General features: G+C 55.0%; 16 protein-coding genes and 3 riboswitches. Of the genes, 2 read left to right on the forward strand and 14 right to left on the reverse strand.

Annotation, left to right across the window (positions count from 1 at the left end):
* Positions 1-275 precede the first annotated feature (275 nt).
* From ACQ4N8_RS26260 to ACQ4N8_RS26285, 6 genes are all read right to left on the reverse strand, one after another.
* Positions 276-989: a GntR family transcriptional regulator gene (locus ACQ4N8_RS26260; RefSeq protein ID WP_430707315.1), complete on the reverse strand. Its 714-nt coding sequence runs from the start codon at positions 987-989 to the stop codon at positions 276-278.
* An 11-nt stretch (positions 990-1,000) separates the two neighbouring features.
* Entirely contained in the window at positions 1,001-2,020 is a 1,020-nt protein-coding gene (locus ACQ4N8_RS26265) for a sugar kinase (RefSeq protein WP_430707316.1), read from the reverse strand.
* Positions 2,013-2,768: a 2-dehydro-3-deoxy-phosphogluconate aldolase gene (dagF, locus tag ACQ4N8_RS26270; protein ID WP_430707317.1), complete on the reverse strand. Its 756-nt coding sequence runs from the start codon at positions 2,766-2,768 to the stop codon at positions 2,013-2,015. The genes ACQ4N8_RS26265 and dagF overlap by 8 nt, the downstream gene beginning before the upstream one ends.
* A 1-nt stretch (position 2,769) precedes the next feature.
* The gene (locus tag ACQ4N8_RS26275; protein WP_430707318.1) at positions 2,770-3,873 is read right to left on the reverse strand and encodes a DgaE family pyridoxal phosphate-dependent ammonia lyase; all 1,104 of its coding nucleotides are present in this window, start codon (positions 3,871-3,873) and stop codon (positions 2,770-2,772) included.
* A complete protein-coding gene (locus ACQ4N8_RS26280) occupies positions 3,839-4,951 on the reverse strand; it encodes an amidohydrolase/deacetylase family metallohydrolase (protein WP_430707319.1) in 1,113 nt (370 codons plus the stop codon). Before ACQ4N8_RS26280 ends, ACQ4N8_RS26275 begins: the two co-directional genes overlap by 35 nt.
* 84 nt (positions 4,952-5,035) lie before the next feature.
* The gene (locus ACQ4N8_RS26285) at positions 5,036-6,619 is read right to left on the reverse strand and encodes a DUF4127 family protein (RefSeq protein WP_430707320.1); all 1,584 of its coding nucleotides are present in this window, start codon (positions 6,617-6,619) and stop codon (positions 5,036-5,038) included.
* 308 nt (positions 6,620-6,927) lie between these two features.
* A riboswitch (cyclic di-GMP riboswitch) is annotated at positions 6,928-7,019 on the forward strand.
* Positions 7,020-7,168: 149 nt separating this feature from the next.
* Between ACQ4N8_RS26285 and ACQ4N8_RS26290 the strand changes: the two genes are divergently transcribed.
* Positions 7,169-10,960 (forward strand): S-layer homology domain-containing protein, encoded by a 3,792-nt coding sequence (locus ACQ4N8_RS26290; protein ID WP_430707321.1) that lies wholly within the window; start codon positions 7,169-7,171, stop codon positions 10,958-10,960.
* A gap of 54 nt (positions 10,961-11,014) precedes the next feature.
* Here the strand turns inward: ACQ4N8_RS26290 and ACQ4N8_RS26295 are convergent, their stop codons facing one another.
* The 8 genes from ACQ4N8_RS26295 to ACQ4N8_RS26330 form a co-directional block, all read right to left on the reverse strand.
* Positions 11,015-11,671, reverse strand: coding sequence for an anthrax toxin lethal factor-related metalloendopeptidase (locus tag ACQ4N8_RS26295; RefSeq protein ID WP_430707322.1), 657 nt, complete (start codon positions 11,669-11,671; stop codon positions 11,015-11,017).
* A 91-nt stretch (positions 11,672-11,762) separates the two neighbouring features.
* A riboswitch (cyclic di-GMP riboswitch) is annotated at positions 11,763-11,851 on the reverse strand.
* 88 nt (positions 11,852-11,939) lie between these two features.
* Positions 11,940-12,029, reverse strand: a riboswitch (cyclic di-GMP riboswitch).
* Positions 12,030-12,507: 478 nt separating this feature from the next.
* Positions 12,508-12,714 (reverse strand): hypothetical protein, encoded by a 207-nt coding sequence (locus ACQ4N8_RS26300; RefSeq protein WP_430707330.1) that lies wholly within the window; start codon positions 12,712-12,714, stop codon positions 12,508-12,510.
* Between the two features lie 95 nt (positions 12,715-12,809).
* Positions 12,810-14,813, reverse strand: a complete 2,004-nt coding sequence (locus tag ACQ4N8_RS26305) for an AbfB domain-containing protein (RefSeq protein ID WP_430707323.1) — start codon at positions 14,811-14,813, stop codon at positions 12,810-12,812.
* Between the two features lie 21 nt (positions 14,814-14,834).
* Complete coding sequence (locus ACQ4N8_RS26310) at positions 14,835-15,788, reverse strand: glycoside hydrolase family 43 protein (protein ID WP_430707324.1); 954 nt, start codon at positions 15,786-15,788, stop codon at positions 14,835-14,837.
* 12 nt (positions 15,789-15,800) lie between these two features.
* The gene (locus ACQ4N8_RS26315) at positions 15,801-16,673 is read right to left on the reverse strand and encodes a carbohydrate ABC transporter permease (protein WP_430707325.1); all 873 of its coding nucleotides are present in this window, start codon (positions 16,671-16,673) and stop codon (positions 15,801-15,803) included.
* Between the two features lie 12 nt (positions 16,674-16,685).
* Positions 16,686-17,552, reverse strand: a complete 867-nt coding sequence (locus ACQ4N8_RS26320; RefSeq protein ID WP_430707326.1) for a carbohydrate ABC transporter permease — start codon at positions 17,550-17,552, stop codon at positions 16,686-16,688.
* 73 nt (positions 17,553-17,625) lie between these two features.
* Positions 17,626-18,975, reverse strand: coding sequence for an ABC transporter substrate-binding protein (locus ACQ4N8_RS26325; RefSeq protein WP_430707327.1), 1,350 nt, complete (start codon positions 18,973-18,975; stop codon positions 17,626-17,628).
* Positions 18,976-19,157: 182 nt separating this feature from the next.
* Positions 19,158-19,994, reverse strand: a complete 837-nt coding sequence (locus ACQ4N8_RS26330; RefSeq protein WP_430707328.1) for a helix-turn-helix domain-containing protein — start codon at positions 19,992-19,994, stop codon at positions 19,158-19,160.
* 373 nt (positions 19,995-20,367) lie between these two features.
* Between ACQ4N8_RS26330 and ACQ4N8_RS26335 the strand changes: the two genes are divergently transcribed.
* Positions 20,368-24,378 carry a carbohydrate-binding protein gene (locus ACQ4N8_RS26335; protein WP_430707329.1) on the forward strand — a complete coding sequence of 1,337 codons (4,011 nt, stop codon included), beginning with the start codon at positions 20,368-20,370 and terminating at the stop codon, positions 24,376-24,378.
* Positions 24,379-24,903: the final 525 nt, after the last annotated feature.

Below are 24,903 nucleotides of genomic sequence, written 5' to 3' on the forward strand. Positions count from 1 at the left end.
CCATATTTTCTTTCCTTTCCCCGAGGCTTGCCGGTTTCTCTGTTACCTGATCAAACGGGATAATTGTGCAAAGCTTCCGGACAGCAAGTGTTAACCTAACGCCAAAGGTTGCCGGCTTAACTGTCAAACATTAATGCAACGCTAGTGCATTTTGTGTCCTTATTCGGGCCTGGCCTTTCTTATCATTGAAAAAGCCGTCCCGAAACGGGGGAACCCGCCTGTCGGGACGGCCTGCAAACAGCCTCTCGCTTCTTGCTTGCCGGAGAAACGCCGCGTTACGCGTCATAATCGACGATGTAATTTTGCAGCTCCGTATTGTAGTAGCCGATGCTGTATTCGGCCAGCCTCCCCTGGACATCCCGCGAATACCGTGACCGCTTCAGCACGGGCACCCCGTCGGCCAGGCGCAAAAACCGTTTCGCCTCGGCCGGCGGAAGGGACACCGCGAATTCGTCCCTGAGCTTGTCCAGTGAAACGCCCCGCTCCTCGAGCAGCTCGTAAAGCGAATGCTCGCGAAAATCCTCGAGCTCCGGTTCCTTCCCGGTTGGCGCCACGTAATGCTCATAAAAAATATAAGGCTGGCCGTCGAGAAAATACGCGCGTTCCAACTTCAGGCAGCGCTCACCGAACAACCCGTGGAGCTCGGAGCCCGCCTCGTTTCGCACCGTTTCGGCGCTGAGCCACTCCTTGCGGATTTGATGGTTTTCCTCCACCAGAATCTCCGTGAAGTGCTTCCACTTGGACCACTTTGAGGCAGCCTTATTGCGGATCACTTTGGTGCCTTTGCCGCTGCCCTTCTCCAGGTAACCTTCCTGTACGAGCTCCTGAATCGCGCCGCGGACCGTGATCTTGCTGACGGCGAATTCCTGCTCCAGCTGGGGCTCGGAAGGGATAATTGATCCGAGCGGGTAAACCCCGTACAAAATGCGTTCCTTTAGGATGTTTTTGATTTGCAAATACAACGGTCTATCTTTACGGGACAAACTCACGACCCTGTTCCCTACCTTTCCACATCGCCGGCGGCGGATCGATCCATCGCCCGGAGGATTTCCGCCTCCGTCGCCATCGGGGTGTCGCCCGGCACGGTATGCGCCAGCATGCCCGCCGCCGCCGCAAACCAGACGGTTCGCTCCGGGGAGAAGCCCTCCAGCTCGCCATGGATGATCCCGCTGGCAAAAGCGTCTCCTGCCCCTATTCTATCATAGACGGAAAAGGTCAAGCGATCGGAGTAAGCAAGCTGGCCGTTCTTGTGCAAAAATCCGCGCAGCGAATGGGTATTGTCGCTATGGATCTGGCGATGCGTTCCGGCGATCGCGGAAATGCCGTAGCTTTCCGCCACGTCCGGAATCAGCTCCGCCAACTGCTCCTCCCGTTCCCTCCGGGCCGTTGTCATCCCCAGCGTGAGCATGGCATCCTGTTCGTTCATCATCACGATGTCAGCCAGCCGCAGCATCGTTTCGTAATGCGGTTTGGCTGTGGCGTATCCGCCTTCCCCCCAAAGGGACGGCCGGTAGTTGCAGTCGAAAATCACCTTGCCGCCCTGCCGCTTGACCGCCTCGGCGAACGATTTCATGTGCGCCCGCACGCCGTCGTTCATCGCCAGCGTAATTCCGCAGAAATGGACCGCCTCGAGGCCGGCGGCGATTTCCGCGAAATCGTAAGTCCCTTCGGGCGCGGTGTTAAAACTGCTTTCCAGCCGGTTCGAATAAGTGACCCGGCTGGACCGAACGCCGAAGCCGTTCTCCAAAAAGTACATGCCGATGTATTTGCCGCCTCTTACGACACGGGCGGTATCGATGCCCAGCTTGCGCAGGTAGGCGGCTGCGGCGTCGCCCAGCGGATTATCCGGCAACCGCGTGACCAGCGTACCGTCATGCCCGTAACGGGACAAGGCCGATACGACGTTGACGCCGGTGCCCGAAAACGAATATTTCAGCGTATCGCCCTGCGCCAACGTCTCGTATCCCGGCACCTGCAGGCGCATCATGACTTCGCCGAAGGCCGCTACGCGTTTAGGCATAATCAACCGCCAGCTTTTTCATGATTTTGGTCAGCAGCAGCACGTCTTCGGTCCGGGTTTTCCCCGTCGCCTTGTCGATGATCGAGGTATACACGTGCGGAATAACCTTCGGAACGCCGGCTTCCAAAGCAATCCGCAGGATCGCCTCGAAATTGTCCAGATCGATGCCGCCGGTCGGCTCCAGGGCAAAATCCGCCTCGGCGCAGGCCGCCGCCACGGCGCGAAGCTCGTCCTCGCGGCTCAGCCCCTGCATCGGGAAATATTTGAGCGCATTGCCGCCCATATCGCGCACCAGCGCGATCGCCGCTTCGACCGGAACGATCGCCTGTTTCGCCTGGGCGGAGCTGACCGGGCCGGTGGAAATGTTCACGTAACCGGCCTCCCCCGTCGGCGAAACCAGGCTGTTGATCCAGCTGTCCTGCGCGCCGAGATTGGCCCGCGTCGCCCCGACGGCCGGAAACACCTGATTGATGTGGCTGCCGGGATAATGTTTGGCGATTTCCGCGACGACCGCCGCCTGCCGGTTATCGCCGGCGCCGAGACCGATCGACACCGCGTCGTCGATTTCCCGGCCGTACGCTTTCATCGCCGTCACGGCTTCTTCTACCGTAGGGTAGTCCTTGGAGAGAACCCCAACGAGGACATAGCCTTCCGCCGCCTCGAACACTTCCTTGGCGTTCGGAATGTCTTTGGCCAGCACGTTGAGGGCCACCCGTTTTTTATAGAATCTTTTTGCAATCTGCGACATCTTAACGTCCTCCTGCCAATTCGCTTATTTTTGCGGCAATCACCTGGATATCGTCGCCCAGCAGCGGGCGCGGATCGATATCGAAATACCCTAGTCTTACCCCGTAATCCCGGGTATAAATCGCGATTTCGCCGGTTTGCAGCGCATGGGCCATTTCCTTCGCGGTGATTCCGGCCTGCTGCGGATCAACCTGTATCCGGGCCCGGTAAATCGCCCGGCCGGCTTCGTCCTGCACGATCGAAACCCGGATTCCCGGGAGATCTCCCAGCGGCATCAGCGTTTGCAAAGCCGCTTTTTCCCGCTCGCTGTTGTCTTGTTTGACGGCGTATTCGTCCAGGGCCTGCAGCAGACCGAAGGACGTCTCCTTGCCTACCTTCATGCTCCGTCCGATGCCGTGCAGCTGCACCTTCACCCATTCGACGCAGGCGCGTTTTCCGGCGACGATCCCGGAAGTGGGGCCTTCGATCGCCTTGGAGCCGCTATAAATTGCCAAATCGGAAAACTTCACGTATTTTTGCAGGTCCTCTTCCGCGGCCGCGTCCACGATCATCGGAACGTTGTTCCGTTTGGCTATCTCCCATGCTTCTTCGACGGAGATCATGTTCTTCTGTACCGCGTGGTGCGATTTCACGTACAAGATCGCCGCCGTTTGGTCGCCGATCGCGTCTTCGATGTGCTCCGCCCGGCCTTCGTTGGCGTAGCCGACTTCCACCAGCTTGCCGCCGCCGAGGTAAACCATCGTTTCCACCGGAGCGCCGTATTGCACATTGTGTCCCTTCAGGATGATGATTTCGTTACGGGGAATCTCCTCCTGATGCAAACGCAGGCTCTTGCGCCGGTCCCCCCGGGTCACGATGGCCGCCACCGACAGGGCAATGCCGCTCGAAGCCGAGTTCACGACCACCGCCGCCTCCGAACCGACGTGCTTCGCTACATAGTCGCCCGCCTTATCGACCAGGTCGGCGATTTCGACGTAGCTTTGGCCGCCCCGCTTCATCGCCTCCATCACAGTGTCGGTCGGCGCGGACACGCCGAGGATGCTCATCCGCCCGCTGGCGTTGATGACGCGCTTAAGCCCATACTTCGCATTCAATGAACTTTCCATGCACAATCACTCCTTTTGCTTCGATGCGGCGGTCCGAGACGCGCCGTTCTCCTTCCGAATCGGTCAGTGCCGTCGTTTCTTCCTTGACGGCAAACAACGTTAGATTGGCCGGGTCCCCGACCCGGATGCGGCCAAGCTCCTCTCTCCCCAGCCACTGCGCAGCGCGCGTGGTCACCGCCGCGATGATCTCTTCGAGCGGATAACCGAGGTAGAGGAATTTGCTCAGCACGTTCGCCATGCTGTATACCGGACCGTTCATTCGGTTGCCCCGGTAGATATCGGTGCTGATCGTGTCCGGGGCGATACCGTACCGCTTGGCCGACTCGGCCACCCGGAAGGAGAAGCTCGCCGTCCCGTGTCCCACGTCAAGATGGACGCCCCGGCCGATGGCTTCGGTCAACACCGGGAGCGGTTCGCCCGATTCATCGAAGAGATTGTTCGCTTTGCCGTTGAGATAATGGGTTATGATATCTTTTCGCTGCAGCAGCGGAATCACCTCCCGGATATCGGGCGGCGCCGAACCGATGTGCACCATCAGCGGCAGTCCCGTTTCGAGCGATAGCTCCCGCGCGACGCGCAGCGGCTCTACGCCGTTCTCCCGGACCACGCTTTGGCTTATCCGCGCTTTCAGGCCGACGATGGAGCCGCCGTAAGATGCGAGCGCTTGTTTCACCCGATCCCTGTCGATCCAAGCCAATTGCGACAGCTCGTCGACGCGTTTCAGCCCGATCCGCGAGATGTTCAAAAACGCCAGCAGGTTGGTAGCAGCTCGTTCGCCGCTGGCCACGAGATCGCCGATCCGGTCCGCGCCGCAGCTGCCGGCGTCCACGATCGTCGTCACCCCCCGCTTCACGCCGATCTCGTCGATTTCGTCGCCGTACGGATCGAATTCCGGAAAAGCGTGGACGTGCATATCGATCCAGCCGCTGGATACGTAAAGAGAGGATCCGTCCCATTCCCGATCGCCGCGAGCCTGGCCGGCTCCGGTGATCTCGGCGATTTTTCCGTCCTCGATCACGATGTCGATCTCCTCCCCGCTCACCCTTTTCAGATGGCGGAGAACATATCTTTCATTCACTTTGCTCGCCTCTTTTAATCTATCGTTATCATGTTTAGGATTGGGTTTAGCATAACACGGAAATAGCGCCTGGTAAATATAACGTTATAATGTTTGTTTGCGAAGTGCTGCGAAACTTTCGATCGTTAACTCGAAGCCTACCTCAAACATGCGTCTCCACGGAAAATGCAGCCCGCCAAGCCGGATATCGCCTTCCCTTACATCCTCAAAATAGAGCGCTGCCGCCCGGTTCATTTTTTCGGCAAGAATCGCTTCGGCCTGCTCCAAGCAATGCTCCAGCACATAATAGCTCGCGTTCAACCGGGGAAGATCGTTCACCAGCATGTCCTGGCGCACCAGCGATTGATACAGTAAATCTTCCGCCAGCCGGTGGTAATAAAAAGTTCGGCTTTCCTCATATCCCTGTGCCGACTCGCCCAGCTCCCAGCGATCCGCATAGTAAGAAGCGATGACCAGATGAGCGACGACCGTCCCAAGCGCGTTCCCGGAGGTATTCCAGGCGGCGTAGGCCGTCAATCGGTCCACCAGGCCTTGCTGCTGCAGCAAATTCATCAGCACCGGATCGCCGCCGTTGCACGTCGCCACGTCGCCCAATGCCACGAGTTTCCCTTTGCGCAGATAGGCCCCCATCGCCTCGGTGATCTCCCGGTAATGGATCTCCGAGAAATAGGAGCGATGTCGGTCCCTGAACGGGATTGGCTCGGCCATCTCCGCCTGGCCGACCGCCGGCGAGTGGACGATAAGCACCAGGTCCGTCTCGGCGGAATGGTCGGCCATAACGGCTCCGGCCGCGGTGAGATGCGACTTGACGCTTTCGTTCAGGCTGCGGTCCTCGTATTTCGGCTTGATCCGGGGACCTTGAGTGGAGGAGTAACGCACAAAAATCTCCGGCTTATAATTTTTCAGTTCCCCGAAAATACGCGCAAACATCGTGCAGCCGATTTCGTCGGCTCCCGGATAGATCAACACCCTATCCAACACGTTCAGCGATTCCACGCGGCAAACCATCATTTGCTGTTCCGCCCGGGAAAAACCGTATTGGGCATTGTCGTCGAGCGGGATGACCAGATGATCAATCACGCCTTCGCGGACCAAGGTCAACGCGTGCTGGTTCACTTGCTGGTTGACGGCACGGCGCTCCAGAAAATCGCTTAAGTAAGCTTCCGGAATGAGCCGCGCGACCTCCTCCAGCTCCCGGCTTTCCGCCGGGGTCAAAGCCTCCTGCTCCGCCTTGTCGGTCAGGTAGCTGTACTTGAAGATTTGCCCGCCGTGGAATTTGTAATAATCGGGCTCCTCTTCGTCTTTGTTGTTGTTCGGCACCCGCATGATCAAATTGAACGCATGGATTTTGATGCCAGGACGGCGGCGCTTGATTTCCCCTAATACCGCAAGCCGCCGCAAGCATTCATCCAGGGACAAATGATGCAGCCTGGAGGGAACGATCCCCCCGTAGACGAGCAGATCGATCGATACGAGCAAATAATTCGCCCCTTCCGCGGCCTCGATCAACCATTCCCGAACCGCGTTCGTATCCGCCGGGCGTTTTTTGTCCCCGAGCATGGAACGATCCGGAACGACGAGCGTAACGTCCGTCATCCGCGCCATCTGCCTGGGAAACAACTCGTTGCACGGCCTTTCGTCCAGCGGCACATATACCACCTTAGCCATAAAGCTACTCCCTCCCGTTAGCCTGATTTCAGTCGAAAAACAGCGTTTGGGTCATCGTTACGCTTAATGTAATCTTAGCTTTCCGGGAGTTCAGGAAATATCCCATAAAATTACGATAATATCCGAAAATGTTGTTTATTTGCTAGGATCGGCGAATTCTATGATTATCAATTTCGGATCAACTATGATATTTTTAACACTTTTACTAGTTGACAAGATTTTTTTTATGAAATATATTGAATTTGTCGAAAGACGGTGGAAAAATATGACTATCCCCAATCCTTTGAGCTAATAGGGTAGGTTAACAATCGCATATTTGGCACACTAATCGAAAGATTAGGTCGCAAAGCCCAGGAGTCTAACAATCCATGATTGGATAAATGACCGTCCGGCTGCATAACAATGAATCTTGTTGTTGATGCAGCCGGTTTTTTGTTTTTCTCGCGTTCTCAACGGATTTTCCGTGAGATATAGATCCCCCAAATGTAAGGAGGGTAGAAAAATAGTGCCTGAAAGGGAGGAAGTCTATGAAAATATGAGGAGGAACCTATGAAACGCGGGTTAAAAATCGTAATATCCTGGTTATGCCTATTTTCACTTTTCATCAGTCCTATGTCCGTCTTTGGCGCAACAAGCTCCGCCCCCGTCTGGCCCAATCCCGGAGCGACCCAGCTCAGCAAAACCGCCGCACCTACGGGGAACCCGGGCGAATGGGAAATCACGCTCAAAGTTGAGGGGAAAAACCTCAAAACGAGTTCGGACGTGGTGCTGGTTATCGACAAGTCCGGAAGTATGGACAATGGATACTGGGACTGGTGGACTTATGTAGATGGCAGAATAGAAAAAGCCAAAAAAGCGGCTAACAAGTTTGTGGACAATTTGCTGTTATCCCAATCGTCAACCCGAATTGCCGTTGTATCTTTTAGCGACTCAGCTACGGAGGTGTCCGGTTTTAAAGGGCCTGACCAAAAGGAAGCGCTAAAGAACGCCATCGACGGCGTTAAAGCCAACGGCGGTACAAATATTCAGGCGGGGTTGAAAAGCGCCCGTGACCTTCTGAGCAATAGCTCGGCGCAAAACAAAATTATCGTCGTATTGAGCGACGGCGAGCCGACCTACAGCTTCAAAGGAACGCAAGCTGCGAGTTACGACTGGCCTAACAGCGACTACAATTTTGCCATTACGAAATTCGATTATGGGAACAAACTTGGAACCGGTAGAGATTTCGATTTATCGAGATACAAAATTAACAAATTCTCCGTCGAAGATAACGGCATCGGCACAATTTCCGAAGCAAAAATCGCCAAAGATGCAGGGCTCAAGATCTTCTCGGTTGGCCTAGATGTCTCAAACAATGGTAATGCCATGAAGGTGCTTAAAGATGTCCAGAGCGAAGGTTATTTTTCTGCAAGCAGCGACGAATTGAATAACATTTTCCGTGAAATGGCCGGAAAAATCTCCTATGCGGCACAAGATGCCAAAGTCATCGATCCGATGGGAGATATGTTCAATCTCAAAATGCAGGGCAAACAGATCAGCGCTCAGGATTACACCGTATCGCAAGGCACGGTCGTTTGGGATCCTGTCACCGAGAAATTCACTTGGAACATCGGCAATATCGCCGAGGGCGAGCCTGCAATCTTTACTTACAAAGTGGTCATGGACCCATCCAAAAACCCGGTTTCTAATGCCCTCTATCCTACGAATGGAACCACGACCTTGGAATACAAGGACGTGAACAACCGGAATACTTCAAAGGATTTTGAGGTGCCGAAAGTAAGCGTCGGCAACGGTTCTATCCTCATGAAAGGCTATAAAGTCAATACGCTCGGCAAACCGATCAATGCCGAAGGCGTTGAAGTGGAGGGGCCGGAATTCGCGGAATTGCTTTATAGCGAGAATTACAAGGACCAAAACGGCAATGAGGCATTGCCTATAGGCTCGAAGGATTATTCCGTTTCGGCCAATGAAATTGCCGGCTACCAGCTTAAAGTGGGCGAAACCCCCACAAACGTTAGACTTACCGCAACCAATCCAACACCGGTTGTTTGGTATGGATATGAGAAAGCGGTTGAACGCAGCGTTACGGTGAATTTCCTGGAAAAAGATACGGAGAAACAACTCGCTGCCCCTCAAAGTGTTAAAGGCGCTATCGGGGATAAGGTATCTCTCGCAGCTGTTGACGTTACGGGCTACACTCCCGAGCTCAAAACTGCCGAGTACACCGTCAAAGCCGAAGGCAACGAGTACACCTTCTACTACACCGCAAACACGCAAAGCGTAGAAGTGCAGTATCTCGAGCAAGGTACGGATAAGGTTCTTGCCGAACCTACGACGACAGATGGCGTGACCGGGGAAACGGTCGAGCTGAAAGCACTTGAGATTCCGGGCTACACTCCGGTTGAACCAAGCTACAGCTACACGCTCGGCGTGGAGAACGCTCCACACATCTTCTACTACACCGCGAGCGAACAAAACGTTTCGGTGAAGTTCGTGGATAAGGAATCGGGGAATGAACTCGCTCCGGGCCAAAACGTACCGGGTGTGACCGGCCAAACGGTAACTCTCAAAGCCGTCGATATTGCGGGCTACACTCCCGAACTCAAAACTGCCGAGTATACCGTCAAAGCCGAAGGCAACGAGTACATCTTCTACTACACCGCAAACGCTAACGAGCCGGGTGACAACAGAACCTTGATCGTCAGATACGTAGATAAGTTTACGCAGAAAGATCTGTTGGCTCCGACCGAGCGCATTGGTAAAGTCGACGAAGTAATTACCCTGACGGCCGAGGATTATACGGATAGCGTTACGGGAGCGGTATACAAACCACACACCTATGAAGCTCCGTATACGTTCACGGAAGCACAGGTACAGCAATTCGTGTTCGAGTATACCCAAGACGAATCCGACCTGGAGCGTTCCGTTACGATCCATCATGTAGACAAGGAAACGGGTGAAGCTCTTAAGTCCCCTACTACCGAGATTGGATATGCCGGAAAAACGATGGTGCTGTATCCAGAACCTATTACCGTAACCGATCCTGTTACGGTCACCGACGCCGTATATTACCCGGAACAACCCGAGTATGGCTTCGATATTACGCTGGAACTGGAACAGGAGTTCACGATGTACTACACGAAAGGCGAACCGACCGAACTTGCACAGATCACTGTCTCTTATCTTGATCGGGAAACGGGTGCCGAACTGGCCATACCGAAAATCATCAAAGGCCGCATTGGCGACAAGATCGAACTCACCGCAAAAGAGGTATTGGGGTATACACCGGAAATAGCGACAGATATGCGTGAGTTGACCGAAGATCCAAATCAGACCTACGTATTTTACTACACGAAAAACGCACCGGCGGATCGCCAACTGACCGTCAAGTATTTGGAAAACGGCACGAATCAGCAGTTGGCAGACCCGACCGTCATAACTGGCAAACCGGGTGAGACGAAAACTCTTACGGCCTTATCGATCTCCGGCTACACTCCGGTAAAATCGACCGACACCTACACGTTCAACGATGAGGAAGGCCAAGTGTATACTTTCTACTACACCAGAATTTCGTCCAACCCCGGAGGATCGGACAATCCCGGAAATACGGGGAATTCCGGAAGTCCAACCCCGCCAAGCACACCGGTGGTAACGCCGTTGCCGCCATTGCCGGCCGTTCCGCCGACACTGGATACGGAAAACCACTACGACTATATTCACGGGTATCCGGACGGTACCGTGAAGCCGCTCAATAATATTACCCGGGAAGAAGTCGCAACGATTTTCTACCGGCTGCTGGATGATGAAAGCCGTTCCGCTTATCTGAAATCCGGTACCGCCCTCTCCGACGTGGAAGCAACGCGTTGGTCCAATAAGTACATTTCTACGATGGAGAATGCGGGCGTTGTTACGGGATATCCGAACGGAACCTTTAAGCCGGGGCAATATATTACCAGAGCCGAGTTTGCGGCCATCGCTTCCCGCTTCGACAAGCTGGACGAACGTCAAAACGGTATGTTCTCGGACATCCAAGGCCACTGGGCGGAAAAATATATCGCCTCCGCAGCCAACAAAGGCTGGATCAACGGTTACACGGACGGTACCTTCAAACCGGATCAATACATTACCCGGGCCGAAGCCGCCAAATTCATCAACAGCGTGCTGAACCGAAAAGTCGACAAGGACGGAATTCATGAGGATGCCAAAATGTGGCCGGACAACATCTACGGCATGTGGTACTACTACGAGATCTTGGAAGCCACCAATCACCATGAATACTCCCGAGAAGAACCCGGAGTCGAGGTTTGGCAAGAAGTAAAACCGAACCGCGTCTATCCTTAACCAACAGAAAACTCCCTTTCGGTCAAGCGGCCGGAAGGGAGTTTTTAATATTGCTTATCCGGCATTAACGAACAACTTGTCCAAAAATTCGTAGGTCGATGGCATATCTTCCTTAAGTCGGTCACGGGTCTTTTCGCTGTAAAAATACAAGGTAGCGGTTTCCGCGAAATATTCTTCGGCGTAAGCCGAAACGTAACCGTCGCCTTCATAGTCGTTGTTCGCTTCTTTTTTCCATAAATCTACAAATGCTTGGGACGAGCTTATGTTGTTCAAAACAAGCCGATCGATCGCATGAAAGGTCTCATGCAGCTCCAGGTTTTGCCCGTTGTGGCCCTTCCCTTTGTTGCTGTAACCGATCCTCACGATCACGATGTTCATGCTGACGCCCGGCACATCGTCCCAGGTCAGCCCGGTGTTTTCCCAGCCGCGGGGAATGACTCCTTTGTAGCTGGCAAACTCCGGTTCGTCGGTAATTTTGCCGTTGGCCAGTTTGATTTTGACGCCATGGTCCTTCAACCCTTCCAGCAAATTCGCGGGGATTGCCGAGAGGCGGTCCATCATTTTATCGGCTTCGGCTTCGTAGTAGCGATCTTGCGGCAACACGACAAGTTGGCTGACCAGACTATGGCTGTCCTCTTTCGCATACGCCGGAATTGTCGCTAGATTCATAGAGAAGATAAGTGCGATCGCCAAATAAATAATCCGTTTCATCCCGGTTTCCTCCCGAATTCGCATCAGAAACGATGCGTACTGACCGAATCAGGAAGAAACGAAATACCCCGTATTTGCGTTTGGCTTCCATATCGGCAACTGGCTGGCATAACGGCGTGAACCGCGGTAGCCCCTGTAGTTTTGCGTCCCCATCTTTCGATGGATTTGCCTTTATCAATATGAAAATGAAAGTAGATTGGCACGAAAAAAACCTTCTTACCGAAATAAGAAGGTCCATGTACAACGTCATCAAAACGCTGGCCTCTTGATCGGTAACTGGCTGGCATAGCGAACTTTTGTCGCCTTAACCCCTGTAGTTTTGCGTCTCCACCTTTCGATGGATTTGCCTTTGTCAATCAATGAAATTTGTAGTTTTCACAAATCTGTCGATAAATCTATGAATCTAGCTTTAGAATAAGTCAAATGAACTAGATAGTCAAGGCCTCCCATGGGAAAATATGTCGAACCCGCCCACCGGCGATAACGCTAAAGTTCCCACAACCCGAACGCTAATCTTAAAGGGGGAACCATTGACCTCCGGGATCAGGGATTCTATATGAAAAGTCATACACAATGTTGCCTCAAAGCGACGAAATCGACAAATCTATATGAAAAATCGTATAAAAATTCCTCATTTATGCCGTTATCGTCGATTTGTATATGATAAACCGAATAGAATGATCCTTTCTGTCGATTTCGACGAAATTGTATTTGAAAAATCATACAATCGCCATGTTCATAAGCAATCGGTCTGAGCGCATACAAAGAACCGCCAGGAAGAAGCCCCTGGCGGTCTATCATATCTATAAAGATTGTGCCCCCCTCCCCCTAAATGTTTAGGAGGCACCGTGCCCTTCTTTCTTCACCGGTACGCACGCCAAAATATTCTCAACCCGAAACGCCCGGGGCGCGTTGGACGCCAAGCAGGTCGCCCGCACTAAACCGTCCCGCACGTCATGCACTTCGATCCGCCGCTGCGTAATCTTACCCGCGCGATCGACGTAGATGATTTCTACAGTCTGGCCAATGTATTTTTTCACCAGGGTCATCTCCCAATAGGAACGTTTGTTTGTATTATATGCAAACAAATGTTCTTTATTCAACAGGAAATTAATACCCGGAGTATCCACTCTTTACGTCACTTCACGTAAAAGGAAGCGTCTTGCCGATCCAGCGTCGTCGACGCCGGAGAGATTTCCAGCAAGCCGTCCCGATGTCTCAAATAGGCGCCGCCGATATTATAGGATTCGAAGGAAGCCGCCCATGGACCGGCCAAACCGGCACGCAGATGCCAGGTCGCATCATTATTGAACAGCGCGGAATTATCGCTTGCCTCCAGCCACACCTTGCCGTCCCGGTGCCGAAGGTAGTAGCCCGGCATGGAGGCGGATTCGATCGATACCGCGGACGGATCGGCCAGCCCGCTCACGATTCTCCATTGCGATTCCGCGTTGTACTGGCCGCCGTCGATCTTTCCGCGGCCGTCATGATAGCGGACGAAGCTGTTGCCGATGTTGAAGCTCTCCAACTGGTTGACCGGAATTTCCGTATCCACCCGGACCAGCTTCCAGTTCTGCGTATCCAGGTTGTTGGCCGTCCATTGGATCACCTTGGTGCCGGCCGGCGAACCGCCCCCGGCATTGTCCAGCATCAAACCGCTGTGTTCGTTCATGGCGGTGTAATAGCCGTTGCCCTTGTAGGCGAATTCCCACCGCTGCGTATCCAGCTCATTATTCGTCCACAGAATTACCTTCGTGCCCGGCGCGGTGGCTCCGTTTGGATCGTCCAGCACCAGACCGCTGTTGATATTCGTCGCCCGGAAAAAGCCGCCCGGCCGGTAATCCAAACGCCACCATTGGGTATCCAGCGCGAGATCGTTCCACTGGATGACCTCCGTGCCCGCGGGCGAACCGGCTCCCGCATTGTCCAGCAGCAGATTGTTGTTTTGATTGATCAGCTTGTAGACCCCTCCGGAAACGAGGGAAGAATCCCCGTTCACCTGGGCCACGTTGGCGCGGATTTCATTCCGGTTGCCGATTTTCACCGAATTGACCTCCAGCAGCAGCGAGTTCGTAAGCGGCAGAAGCGTTCCGCTCCAAGCCGCCGGCGTGCTCTGGTTGGTCCCCTTGACGGTCAGCGGCGCGTCAACCTGCGTCCAGGTAGCGCCGTAGTCGCCGCTCGTGAACATTTTGTTGGCGGACGAAACCACATCCGTCATGCCCCGCACGTAAAACCGGCCACTCGGGCTGCCGTCGTCGATGTAGGCCACCTCCGGCGTCTGGGAAGCCCGGTAGATTCCCGTGCCTACCACGGTTCCCAAATCCGTGGCGCTTCCCCAATTGACGCCGTCCGCTGATGTTTTAAAGCGGACGGCGAAGTTTGGCGCGGCGCCCAGCATCTCGAAAAACATGAAGTAGGTTCCGTTCTTGGCCTTCAGCACCCGCGGCATGCCCGGACGCCAGTTCCAGTCCGAGGAGTTGCCGACGATGATGCTGTAGCTCCCCCAGGTCAGGCCCCCGTCGCTGGAAATCTCCTGAGCAATGGCCTGGTTGTAGCCCGGCTTCCGTTCATCCGAATAATAACAGATTAACCTTCCGTCGCTCGTGACGTTGAACTCCGGCTCCCAGGTACGCTGGGTTCCCGCCGTTCCCCGAGCGGCCAAATGGCTGTGGAGCTGCCAGGTGGCCCCGTTATCCGTGCTTCGCCAAATGTGAATCGTATAAGGCGCCGAGTTGTCCCAATCCGTCGACGCGAACAGCAGCGTGCCCGCCGGGAGATTCCCGACTTGCTGCGGCAGCACATAAAGCGTCGTCATGCCCTGCTGGTTCCGGTTTAACCCAAAGTTGTTAGGATCGATTTCGCTGAGCAGCGACCAGGTTGCTCCATTGTCGGAGCTCCGATAGAACGGAAACGGCTGCATGCCGACCCACCCCGCATTTCCCGGAAACTTCCGCGTGAAGGTGCTGAGAATATCGCCGTTTGCCAACTTGACCGCTCGCGTATAATAGGGTTCCGGCTCCGCATCATTCCCGTAAACCACCGAGCCTGTCGTTGCCGCCGAAACGGGCGACGCGCCGATTACCGTCGTGAACAAGATGACGGTCAGGCTTAGCAATAAAAAAGACTTCCATCGTTTTCCCATCTTCATCCCTCCGTTATCAGTTCATTCCCCCGACGGTACCGCAATTGGATGGTTGTCGCTCAGAGGAACGCCAAAGTCCGGACTTCCGTCCGCCTTCCAACCGAATTTCTGGATGCGCGTCGCCCGTAAAGCCACTTCGGCGTCCGGAGCGGGCAGCGCATGATAGACGATCCAATCCTCCTCTCCGTCCGGCGACTGGGTGAAGCTGTTGTGGCCCGTGGCGTATACGCCGTTCTCCGCACATTTTCGGAACACGGGCTGCGGCGATTTGGTCCAGGATGCCGGAATCATGGGATCGGCCGATTCTTCCATCGTCAACATGCCCAGGGCGTATTCCTCCGACCAGGTGGTGCTGGCCGAATACACCAGGAAAATAAAGCCGTTTCGCCGCAACAAGACCGGCCCTTCGTTAATCGCCATGCCGCCTTGTTTTTCCCATTCCAGCGTCGGGGCCGTCAGCAATGCATGCTCCCCTGCGATCGTCCAGGGATTCGTCATGCGCATCATATATATGGCCGAACCGTAATCGGGGAAATGACCGTAACCCGCGTACAGAAAATAAAGCTGTCCCCTAAGCGTCATGACAGTTCCGTCCAGTCCGGGCACGGGCGTCGGCAGCGCCCCTTTCCACACCCATTCGCCGTCAAGCGGATTCGCCGCTTCGTTCTCCAGCACGCAGATGCGCCGCGATTCGTCGCCCCCGCCGTCGTTGGCGGTATAGTAGATGTACCACTTGCCGTCCAGGCGGTGAATTTCCGGAGCCCATAAATTGTGGCTGTAGCGGCCGCCCGGCTCCGGAGACCAAATCGTTTTCTTGCGGCCCCAGGCCAGACCGGTCAGGCTCGCGGATTGCGTCAGTTCCAAAGCGTTGGATCTCGTGCACATAAAGTAATAGTAACCGTCGGTATGCCTCAGCACCCAAGGATCGGCAGCGCGCTCGACGATCGGATTGCAAAAAGTGTTTGTGGTTGGCATAGTTTCTCTCCTCTATCCCTTCATTCCTGTCAGGGCAATGCCCTCGACAAAATATTTTTGCGCAAAAAAGAACAACAGCAGCGTCGGAATCAAAGCCAGCACGGAGCCGGCCATAATATAAGTCCATTGCGAGGTATAGAACCCTTGGAAGGATGCCAAGACCAGCTGCAAGGTGTATTTTTCCGGCGAATTGATATAAATCAGCGGACCCAGGTAATCGTTGTAGCCTGCCAGAAAACCCAACAGTCCTTGCGTGATCAATGCCGGTTTGGACAACGGCAGCATGATGCGGATAAATATCTGCAGCGGGTTCATCCCGTCCACCTTGGCGGCGTCCTCCAGTTCCTTGGGAATCGTCATGAAAAACTGTCGCAGCAGGAACACCGCGGCAGCCCCCCCGAACATCCCCGGCACGATCAGCGGCAGCCAACTGTCGATCCAGTTGATGCCCTTAAAGAGAATGAACGTCGGAATCATAGTAACGACGCCTGGAATCATCATGGTCGCCAGCAGCAGGGTGAACAGCAGGTTTTTCGCCGGAAACTGCATGCGCGCGAACGCATTCGCGGCCAACGCGCTGGTAAATAAACCGACCAGGCACGGCAGGGCGATCACCAGCAGCGTATTGACAAAACCATGAAATATGTTCGATTCGAACAGCACAAACCGGTAGTTGCTCCATTCGAAATGATCCGGGATCCACTTGGGCGGCATTTCAAATTCCAATCCCTGCTGCTTCAAGGATGTGGACACCATCCACAGGAAAGGGACGGCCATCACCAACGCCCCCGCCGCAAGGAATGCGTACGCGAACCATCTGCGGACCTGCTCGCCGGCCTTCTTCTTTCCTCTCCATGCACCGCTTGTGCTTACACCATTCGTCATGCGTATCCCCTCCTATTCGTAATGCACCCAGCGCCGGGACATGTAAAAGTTCAGCACCGTGACGGCCAGAATGAGGATGCCGAGGATCCACGCCATGGCCGATGCATATCCCATGTTCATGTAGCGGAACGCATTTTGGAACAGGTAGTATACGATCGTCGTGGTGGAATAGTTCGGTCCCCCTTCGGTCATGATCTGGAACCGCGGGTAATCCTGCAGGGCCGAGATAATGGCGGTAATGAGGATATATAACGTTGTCGGGGATATGCAGGGAATCGTAATGCGGCGAAACTGCTGCCAACGATTGGCCCCGTCGATCTCCGCCGCCTCGTAGAAGCTTCGCGGCACGCCTTGCAGCGCCGCCAAATAAAGCACGATATTGATGCCCAAACTGGCCCACACCCCTTGAATGATCATGGCCGGCATCGCCCACCGCTCGCTGCTCAACCAAGCGGGGCCCTGAAGGCCGATCAGTTCAAGCAGATGATTCAGCAGCCCGTACGTATCGTTAAAAATCCACTTCCACAGCAAGGTAAGCGCAATGACGGAGCTGACCGTCGGCAGGAAAAACAACGTTCGAAAAAATCGGATGCCGCGGATTTTCTGATTCAGCGCCGTTGCGAAGCCCAAGGCGAAAATCATGCCGATGGGGATGCTTAGCGCCGAATAAAACGTATTGAACAGCGTCTTCCAGAACAGGCTGTCCTGTGCCAGTTGAGCATAATTGCTTCCGCCGCTGAAGACGGGCGGTTTGTAGCCGCTGTAATCCGTAAAGCTCACATAGACCGAATAGCTGAGCGGGATAAACGCAAACAGCAGAAATCCCAGGATCGGCGCGGCAATGAATAAGTAGGCCCAAAGGTATTCCTTGCGTTTCATGGTAGCCCTCCATTATTTAGGGACGAAAGGAAATGCCCGGCATTTCCCTTCGTCGGTTTTCGTTCGATCCGGCCTATTTGAACAAGGCAGGATTGCCTTCTTTAATCGCCGCGTCGATCTTCGGCTTCAATTCGTTCAAAATATCGGAGGCGGACTTTTTGCCTTCCCACATCGGAGCCAGCCCTTGGGAAAGGAGATCGTACCACTTCGCGTTAGGCAAATTGGTCCAAGGACCGGCTACCTGTGCCTCGGCCGCCTTGATGAACACTGCCGCATGCTCCGGCTTTTGGCCCGGCTGCAGGAAGACGTCCGTATCGGCCATCGATTTGAAGCTCGGAATCGAGAAACCCATCAGCGACTGTTCCTTCTGTCCTTCCGGTCCGCCCAAAAACTCCACCAGCTTGTAGGACGCATCCACCTGCTTCGTCTTGCTGTAAACAGCCAATCCCACGGAACCGCTCGTTCCTCCCCAATTCGTTGCCGGCAGCGGAGCCACGTCCCAATCGAAGGTCAGCTTGCGGAATTCCGGCACCATCCAGCGCCCCGAGATCATCATGGCCAGCTTGCCGGTCTTGAACATCTCCCCGTCGTTCAAGTCCTTCAGCGCGGCGGAGCTCGGAACGACGCCGTGCACATTGGTGAGATCTGCCGCAAACTGCAAGGCGTCGACGGTCCCCTGACTGCCCCCGACAAACTCCTGTTTATTGTCGCTGAGGAATTTCCCGCCGTTCGCCAGCACGAAACCTTCCCACCAGATCGGACCCATGCCGTATTGCGTGGTCTTGTCGCCGTTCTTGACCGTCAGTTTTTTGGCGGTATCCAGCAGTTGTTCCTTGGTCATCGGGGTTTCCGAATCCGGGAAGGGTACGTTCATCTTGGTAAACAGATCTTTGTTATAGTAAAGCACGGTGGGCCCAATATCCTTTGGCAGCGCATACAATTTGCCTTGGCCGTTAACCGCACCGTCGTAGCGGTAACGGGCAAGCCCCGAATCCCACATATCCGCAGTGTCGATCGCGCTGTTCTTCACGTAGTCATCAATCGGCAGCAGCAGATCCTGGCTTACCCATCGCCCGAAATCGCCATCCGGCACATAAAAGACGTCGGGAGCGTTCCCCCCGGCAAGAATCGTATTCATTTTGCCGACGTAATCGCCCGAAGGAATGTGCAAATAATCGACTTTTATCGTGGGATTTTTGTCCTCGAACGCTTTGATCAGCTTGGTGAACACTTCCTTCTCCGACGGGTCGCCCCAACCCGCAAACTGGATCGTCACCGTACCGTCCGCTTGCGGCGCATTGCCGGAGTCACTTCCGGAGGACGCCTTTCCGGCGTTTCCGCACCCGATCAGGCCGACCGCCAGCAAGGTTAGGGACAGGAATGCACATAAGCTTTTACCCAGTCCTCTTTTCCTAATACTCATCTTTTCGACACTCCCTTTTGTTATATTTCTTCCTTACGTCTCTTATTATCTGGGAGATTTTCTTCTTAAACAATTGTGAAAACGCTTTAATGAGCGCGCAAAAAAAAGCAGTCCCGAATCGATTTCGACGGTCGAAAAAAAACCGCCCGCAAGGGTGGTCTCCTGGATAAATGCATCCATATTCACTGATTTTGCTTTCGCCACTCGAGCGGCGTAACTCCGACCGATTTGAGGAAGAAATCATAGAACCGGCTGGAGGAGGTAAAGCCGACTTCGGTAGAGATCGTTTCGATCGCCTTATCGGTCTGCTGCAGCAGCCGTTTCGCCTCTTGCAGCCGGAGGTTGATGATATATTGCTTCGGCGAAACTCCCATCCACTCCGAAAATTTCTTGCGCAGATTGCTTTCCGAAAGAAAATGCCGTGCGGCCAGTTCGTTGACGGTAATTTGGGTAAAATAGCTCGCATGAATTTCCTTCAGTACTTCCTCGACTACCGCCTTGTCCGAAGTGCTTTCGGCCGCCGCGAAATCCGTTCTGTTCCGCTGGAAAAGCAGCAGCGTCGTTTCGATGGCAATCCGCATCAAGTTATGGGACACGATGCTGTCCTCCGACGCTTTCAGCTCCTTCTCCAGTTGAGACAAGCTGATCTCGGCCCAGTGCAGGTCCTCCTCCCCGAGATGCGCGCTGCGGATTCGATGGGGCTCCCGCTCGGCTTTATGAAAAAGGTACTGGCAATAAACCGGGAGTTTATCGTGATAAAAATGCACGGAAATCCCTTGCCACGGCTCCGTGCAGACGAAGCCGTGATGCAGCAGGGACGGAATCAAGATGAGGTCTCCGGCCACGACTTTGATATTTTGCCCCGACGAACTGTAGTACCCTTCCCCATCTAATATAAGCGTCAACTCATCATATTCGTGAGCATGCGACATAAAAAGGCCTTCTCCCTCTTTGGCTTGAAAGGTATGAGGGTGAAAGCGCTCCAGACTGATGATAAAGGTTTTTTCCGTGTTCTTCATGTCCTGTTTCCTCTTCCTTATAAGCATCGTTTGAACCGGCTGGCCATAATTATAAATTCCCCTTCATTTTAGCATGAATTGCGGCAAACGAACCAGATTCGCTTTGTGCGCAGGCTGTTGTTTCTTACGAAGCGGTACTCCCGTATAATCGCACACGGTTCGCGTAGAGACGCTACTTCACCTGGAAGTAAAAGGAATTTATTATATTGGGTGATAAGTTTGCGGATTTTCAAATATTTAGCAAAGGAGGGGCCGTTGCGTACGTATCGACTTGAAAGCAGGGGATGCATGGATTCGTAAAATGAAACCGCTTACTTATTGTTTGGAATGGGGACAAGGTTTTCGGAAATCCAAATCAAACTGGAGGACAAGGATGAAAAAATACGGGGCATGGTTATGTATCGTGGCAATGCTGGTAGTCACCTTTTGGGGGCCGCTCGGTTCGTCCGCGGTTCAAGCCGCCGGGGGGCCGAATTTGGCTTTGGGCAAACCCGGCGCATCGAGCGGTTATAACGACGTCTATATAGCTTCAAACGCCTTTGACAATAATCAAAGCACGTACTGGGAAAGCACGAACAACGCATTCCCGCAGTGGATTCAAACGGATTTGGGCAATGCAGCCAGCATCGATCGGGTCGTCCTGAAGATACCGGCAGGCTGGGAGTCCCGGACCCAAACGTTATCGGTGCAAGGAAGCTTGGACGGCTCCAGCTTCTCGAGCCTCGTCGGCTCCGCCCCTTACGCGTTTGACCCGGCAGCCGGCAATACGGTGACGATCGATTTTGCCGCCGCTTCCGCCCGTTACGTGCGCGTTGTCGCGACAGCCAATACGGCTTGGCCTGCGGCGCAGTTCTCCGAGGTCGAAGTGTACGGCAGCACCGGGGAACCGGGCGGGGAAACCTATGCCATTCCCGGTAAAATCGAAGCCGAAGCCTACAGCGCCATGAACGGCATCCAGACGGAAAACACCTCCGATACCGGCGGGGGCCAGAATGTCGGCTGGATTCACGTCGGCGACTGGCTGGATTACAACGTGAACGTCCAGACCGCCGGCAATTACACGGTTGAATATCGCGTTGCCAGCAACACCGCGTCGGGGCAGATTCAGTTACGTTCCGGCACGACGACGCTGGCCACGACAGCGGTACCGAATACCGGCGGTTGGCAAAATTGGCAAACGGTTACCGCAAACGTCACACTGAACGCAGGGGCGCAGACGCTGCGCGTTTACGCCAGCGGGTTCGATTTCAACCTCAACTGGTTCAACTTCGCGCCGGCCGGATCGGCGGATACCCAGGCTCCGATGGCACCGGGCGGGCTTACCTTTACGCAGCCCGATGCGGGAACGATCCGCCTGGCCTGGAACGCTTCGACCGATAATGTCGGCGTAGCCGGCTATGACGTCTACGCCAACGGGCAGCTCCGCGGCAGCGTCGGCGGATCGGCGCTGACCTATTCGGACAGCCAGCCGGCCACCGCGACCGTTACCTATTACGTTGTCGCCAAGGATGCCGCCGGCAACGCGTCCTCACCCAGCAACGCGGTGACGCGGACCGGCTCCGGCGGGGGCGGCGACGGCACGAATCTGGCGTCCGGCAAGCCGATCTCTGCTTCCTCGTCTACCTTCACCTTCGTGGCCGCCAACGCCAATGATAATAACCTAACCACCTATTGGGAAGGAAACGGGCAGCCCGGCACGTTGACCGTGGATCTGGGCGCAAACGCCAACCTGACTTCGGTCGTGCTCAAGCTGAACCCGTCGAGCGAGTGGGGAGCGCGCACGCAGACGATTCAGGTGCTGGGCCGGGAACAAAACGCCGGTTCGTTTACGAATCTGGTTTCCGCGGCGCCGTACACCTTTAATCCGGCTACGCAAAACACCGTGAGCATTCCCGTGAGCGGAACGGCGAGCAGCGTACAGCTTCGCTTCACGGCCAACACCGGCGCGCCCGGCGGCCAAATCGCCGAATTCCAGGTGCTTGGCACGCCGGCGCCCAATCCGGACCTGACGGTCACCTCGGCTTCGTGGTCCCCGGTTTCCCCGGTGGAAACGGATGCCTTGGTCTTAAGTGCCACGGTAAGAAATAGCGGCACGGCCGCATCTCCGGCGACGAACGTCGGCTTCTACCTGAACGGCACGCTGGCCGGGACGGCCCCGGTAGGCGCGCTTGCAGCCGGAGCTTCGGCGACGGTTTCGGCCAATGTCGGCGCAAAAACCGCCGCATCATACGCGGTGAATGCCAAGGTGGACGAAAACAATACGGTCATCGAGTCGAATGAAGCGAATAACAGTTACACGCATTCGGCTCCGCTCGTCGTGGCACCGGTTGCCAGCTCGGATCTGGTCGGCACGGTGACCTGGACCCCAAGCAATCCGGTGGCGGGCAATGCGGTTTCTTTTAACGTGAACCTGAAGAACCAAGGCACGATCGCTTCGGCGGGCGGCGCCCATGGCGTCACGGTGGTGCTCAAAAATGCCGCCGGCGCCACGCTGCAGACGTTAAACGGCTCCTACAACGGAACGTTGGCGGCCGGCGCCAACGTCAATGTGGCCGTTCCGGGCACCTGGACGGCGGCGGACGGCAGTTACGCGGTACAAGTGACCGTAGCCGCCGATGCCAACGAACTGGCGGTTAAACGGGACAACAACAACAGTTCGACCGGCCTGACCGTGTATGCCCCGCGCGGCGCAAGCATGCCGTATTTCCGCTACGACACCGACGAGGCGACCCGCGGCGGGGGCGCGGCGCTGATGAGCGCGCCGACCTTTGACCAGGCATTGACCGCCTCCGAGGCTTCCGGCCAAAAGTTCGTCGCCTTGCCTTCGAACGGCTCTTATGCGCAATGGACGGTCAAACCGGGTCAAGGCGGCGACGGCGTGACGATGCGGTTCACCCTGCCCGACTCCTCCGACGGGATGGGGCAAAACGGTTCGCTGGACGTGTACGTCAACGGTACCAAGGTGAAAAACGTCCCGCTGACCTCCTATTACAGCTGGCAGTATTTCTCCAGCGACCACCCGGCGGATGCTCCCGGATCGGGACGCCCGCTGTTCCGGTTCGACGAAGTGCACTGGAAGCTGGATACGCCGCTTGTCCCCGGTGACACCATCCGGATTCAAAAAGGCAGCGACAGCATCGAATACGGCGTCGATTTCATCGAAATCGAGCCGGTTCCCGCCGCCGTTCCGCGTCCGGCGAATGCCGTCTCCGTGACCGATTTCGGAGCCGTCGCCAACGACGGGCAGGACGATCTGGCCGCATTCCGGTCGGCGGTAAGCGCAGCGGTAGCCGAAGGCAAAACCCTGTACATTCCCACAGGCACCTTCCATTTGGGCGGTATGTGGGAGATCGGTTCCCCGACCAACATGATCAACAACCTTAAAGTGACGGGAGCGGGGATCTGGCATACGAACCTGCAGTTTACGAACCCTAACAAGGCCTCCGGCGGGATTTCGCTTCGCATTTCGGGCCAGCTCGATTTCAGCAACGTCTACATGAACTCGAATTTGCGGTCGCGGTACAACCAGGAAGCCATCTATAAAGCGTTCATGGACAATTTCGGCACCCATTCGAAAGTCCACAACGTGTGGGTAGAGCATTTCGAATGCGGCTTCTGGGTCGGGGATTACGCCCATACGCCGGCAACGATCGCAAGCGGCCTGGTCATCGAAAACAGCCGCATCCGCAACAACCTGGCCGACGGGGTGAACTTCGCCCAAGGCACCAGCAATTCGATCGTGCGGAACAGCAGCCTGCGCAATAACGGCGACGACGCGCTGGCCATCTGGACCAGCAACGTCAACGGCGCGCCGGCCGGCGTGAACAACGAGTTTTCGTACAACACGATCGAAAACAACTGGCGCGCGGGCGCGATCGGGATCTTCGGCGGCAGCGGGCACAAAGCCACCCGCAACCTGATCATCGACACCGTCGGCGGCTCCGGCATTCGCATGAACACCGTGTTCCCGGGCTACCACTTCCAAAACAACACCGGCATCGTCTTCTCCGACACGACCATCATCAACAGCGGCACCAGTAAGGACCTGTACAACGGAGAACGCGGCGCCATTGATCTGGAGGCGTCGGGCGACAGCATCCGCAACGTGACGTTCAGCAACATCGATATTATAGGCAGTCAACGCGACGCGATCCAATTCGGCTACGGTGGCGGCTTCCAAAACATCGTCTTCAACAACATCACCATCGACGGCACCGGCCTGGACGGGGTAACCACCTCCCGCTTCTCGGGACCGCACCTCGGCGCCGCGATCTTCACCTACACCAACAACGGTGCCGCCACGTTCAACAACCTGGTGACGCGCAACGTCGCTTACCCGGGATTGTATTACATTCAGAACGGGTTTAATTTGACGATTAATTGAGCTAGGGCAATCCTCTCCGTAAATGCAAGAAGCACCGATCCAGCAGGATCGGTGCTTTTTGATTTAGATATAATCCCCCTAACAACAGAATGGCTTGGATGGGCGGTCGGCTAGTCTCCTTGATGGAGGTGATGCCTGTGGAGGTTAAAGAGTTTGGTCATTACGATAGTAACTACGTCAAACCAAAACAAAAAGAAATAGACCGCCCCCCGTGGTAGGTGATGGTCTATTTCTTTCCATTAACTACAGCCGACCGCTCTTCAAAGCGGCTGTTGCCGGGGTGAAGATGCTCGCGCATCTTCACCCTTTAAATATGCAGATTGATTTGATTCCATTCTATTACAATCGAAATTATATTGACAATGTAACAACTACTTTTCAAGGCATTAGGTGACACAACAACGGCATTTCGAAGAGGACCACCGATCGCAACGGTTTGTCACTAGCGTTGCATTAAAGCATTCATGAAATCCATGGAATTCCTAATCATCCATGTTTGACAGTTAAGCCGGCAACCTTTTGGCG

It is taken from the genome of Paenibacillus macerans (assembly GCF_050565405.1).
In the GTDB taxonomy this organism is placed as follows: domain Bacteria; phylum Bacillota; class Bacilli; order Paenibacillales; family Paenibacillaceae; genus Fontibacillus; species Fontibacillus macerans_B.

Bases quoted from the DNA above. Each gene is read 5' to 3' on its own strand.
- ACQ4N8_RS26265 (WP_430707316.1), bottom strand. From the start codon at position 2,020: ATGCCTAAACGCGTAGCGGCCTTCGGCGAAGTCATGATGCGCCTGCAG.
- dagF (WP_430707317.1), bottom strand. From the start codon at position 2,768: ATGTCGCAGATTGCAAAAAGATTCTATAAAAAACGGGTGGCCCTCAAC.
- ACQ4N8_RS26275 (WP_430707318.1), bottom strand. From the start codon at position 3,873: ATGGAAAGTTCATTGAATGCGAAGTATGGGCTTAAGCGCGTCATCAAC.
- ACQ4N8_RS26285 (WP_430707320.1), bottom strand. From the start codon at position 6,619: ATGGCTAAGGTGGTATATGTGCCGCTGGACGAAAGGCCGTGCAACGAG.
- ACQ4N8_RS26290 (WP_430707321.1), top strand. From the start codon at position 7,169: ATGAAACGCGGGTTAAAAATCGTAATATCCTGGTTATGCCTATTTTCA.
- ACQ4N8_RS26295 (WP_430707322.1), bottom strand. From the start codon at position 11,671: ATGAAACGGATTATTTATTTGGCGATCGCACTTATCTTCTCTATGAAT.
- ACQ4N8_RS26305 (WP_430707323.1), bottom strand. From the start codon at position 14,813: ATGGGAAAACGATGGAAGTCTTTTTTATTGCTAAGCCTGACCGTCATC.
- ACQ4N8_RS26310 (WP_430707324.1), bottom strand. From the start codon at position 15,788: ATGCCAACCACAAACACTTTTTGCAATCCGATCGTCGAGCGCGCTGCC.
- ACQ4N8_RS26315 (WP_430707325.1), bottom strand. From the start codon at position 16,673: ATGACGAATGGTGTAAGCACAAGCGGTGCATGGAGAGGAAAGAAGAAG.
- ACQ4N8_RS26320 (WP_430707326.1), bottom strand. From the start codon at position 17,552: ATGAAACGCAAGGAATACCTTTGGGCCTACTTATTCATTGCCGCGCCG.
- ACQ4N8_RS26325 (WP_430707327.1), bottom strand. From the start codon at position 18,975: ATGAGTATTAGGAAAAGAGGACTGGGTAAAAGCTTATGTGCATTCCTG.
- ACQ4N8_RS26330 (WP_430707328.1), bottom strand. From the start codon at position 19,994: ATGAAGAACACGGAAAAAACCTTTATCATCAGTCTGGAGCGCTTTCAC.
- ACQ4N8_RS26335 (WP_430707329.1), top strand. From the start codon at position 20,368: ATGAAAAAATACGGGGCATGGTTATGTATCGTGGCAATGCTGGTAGTC.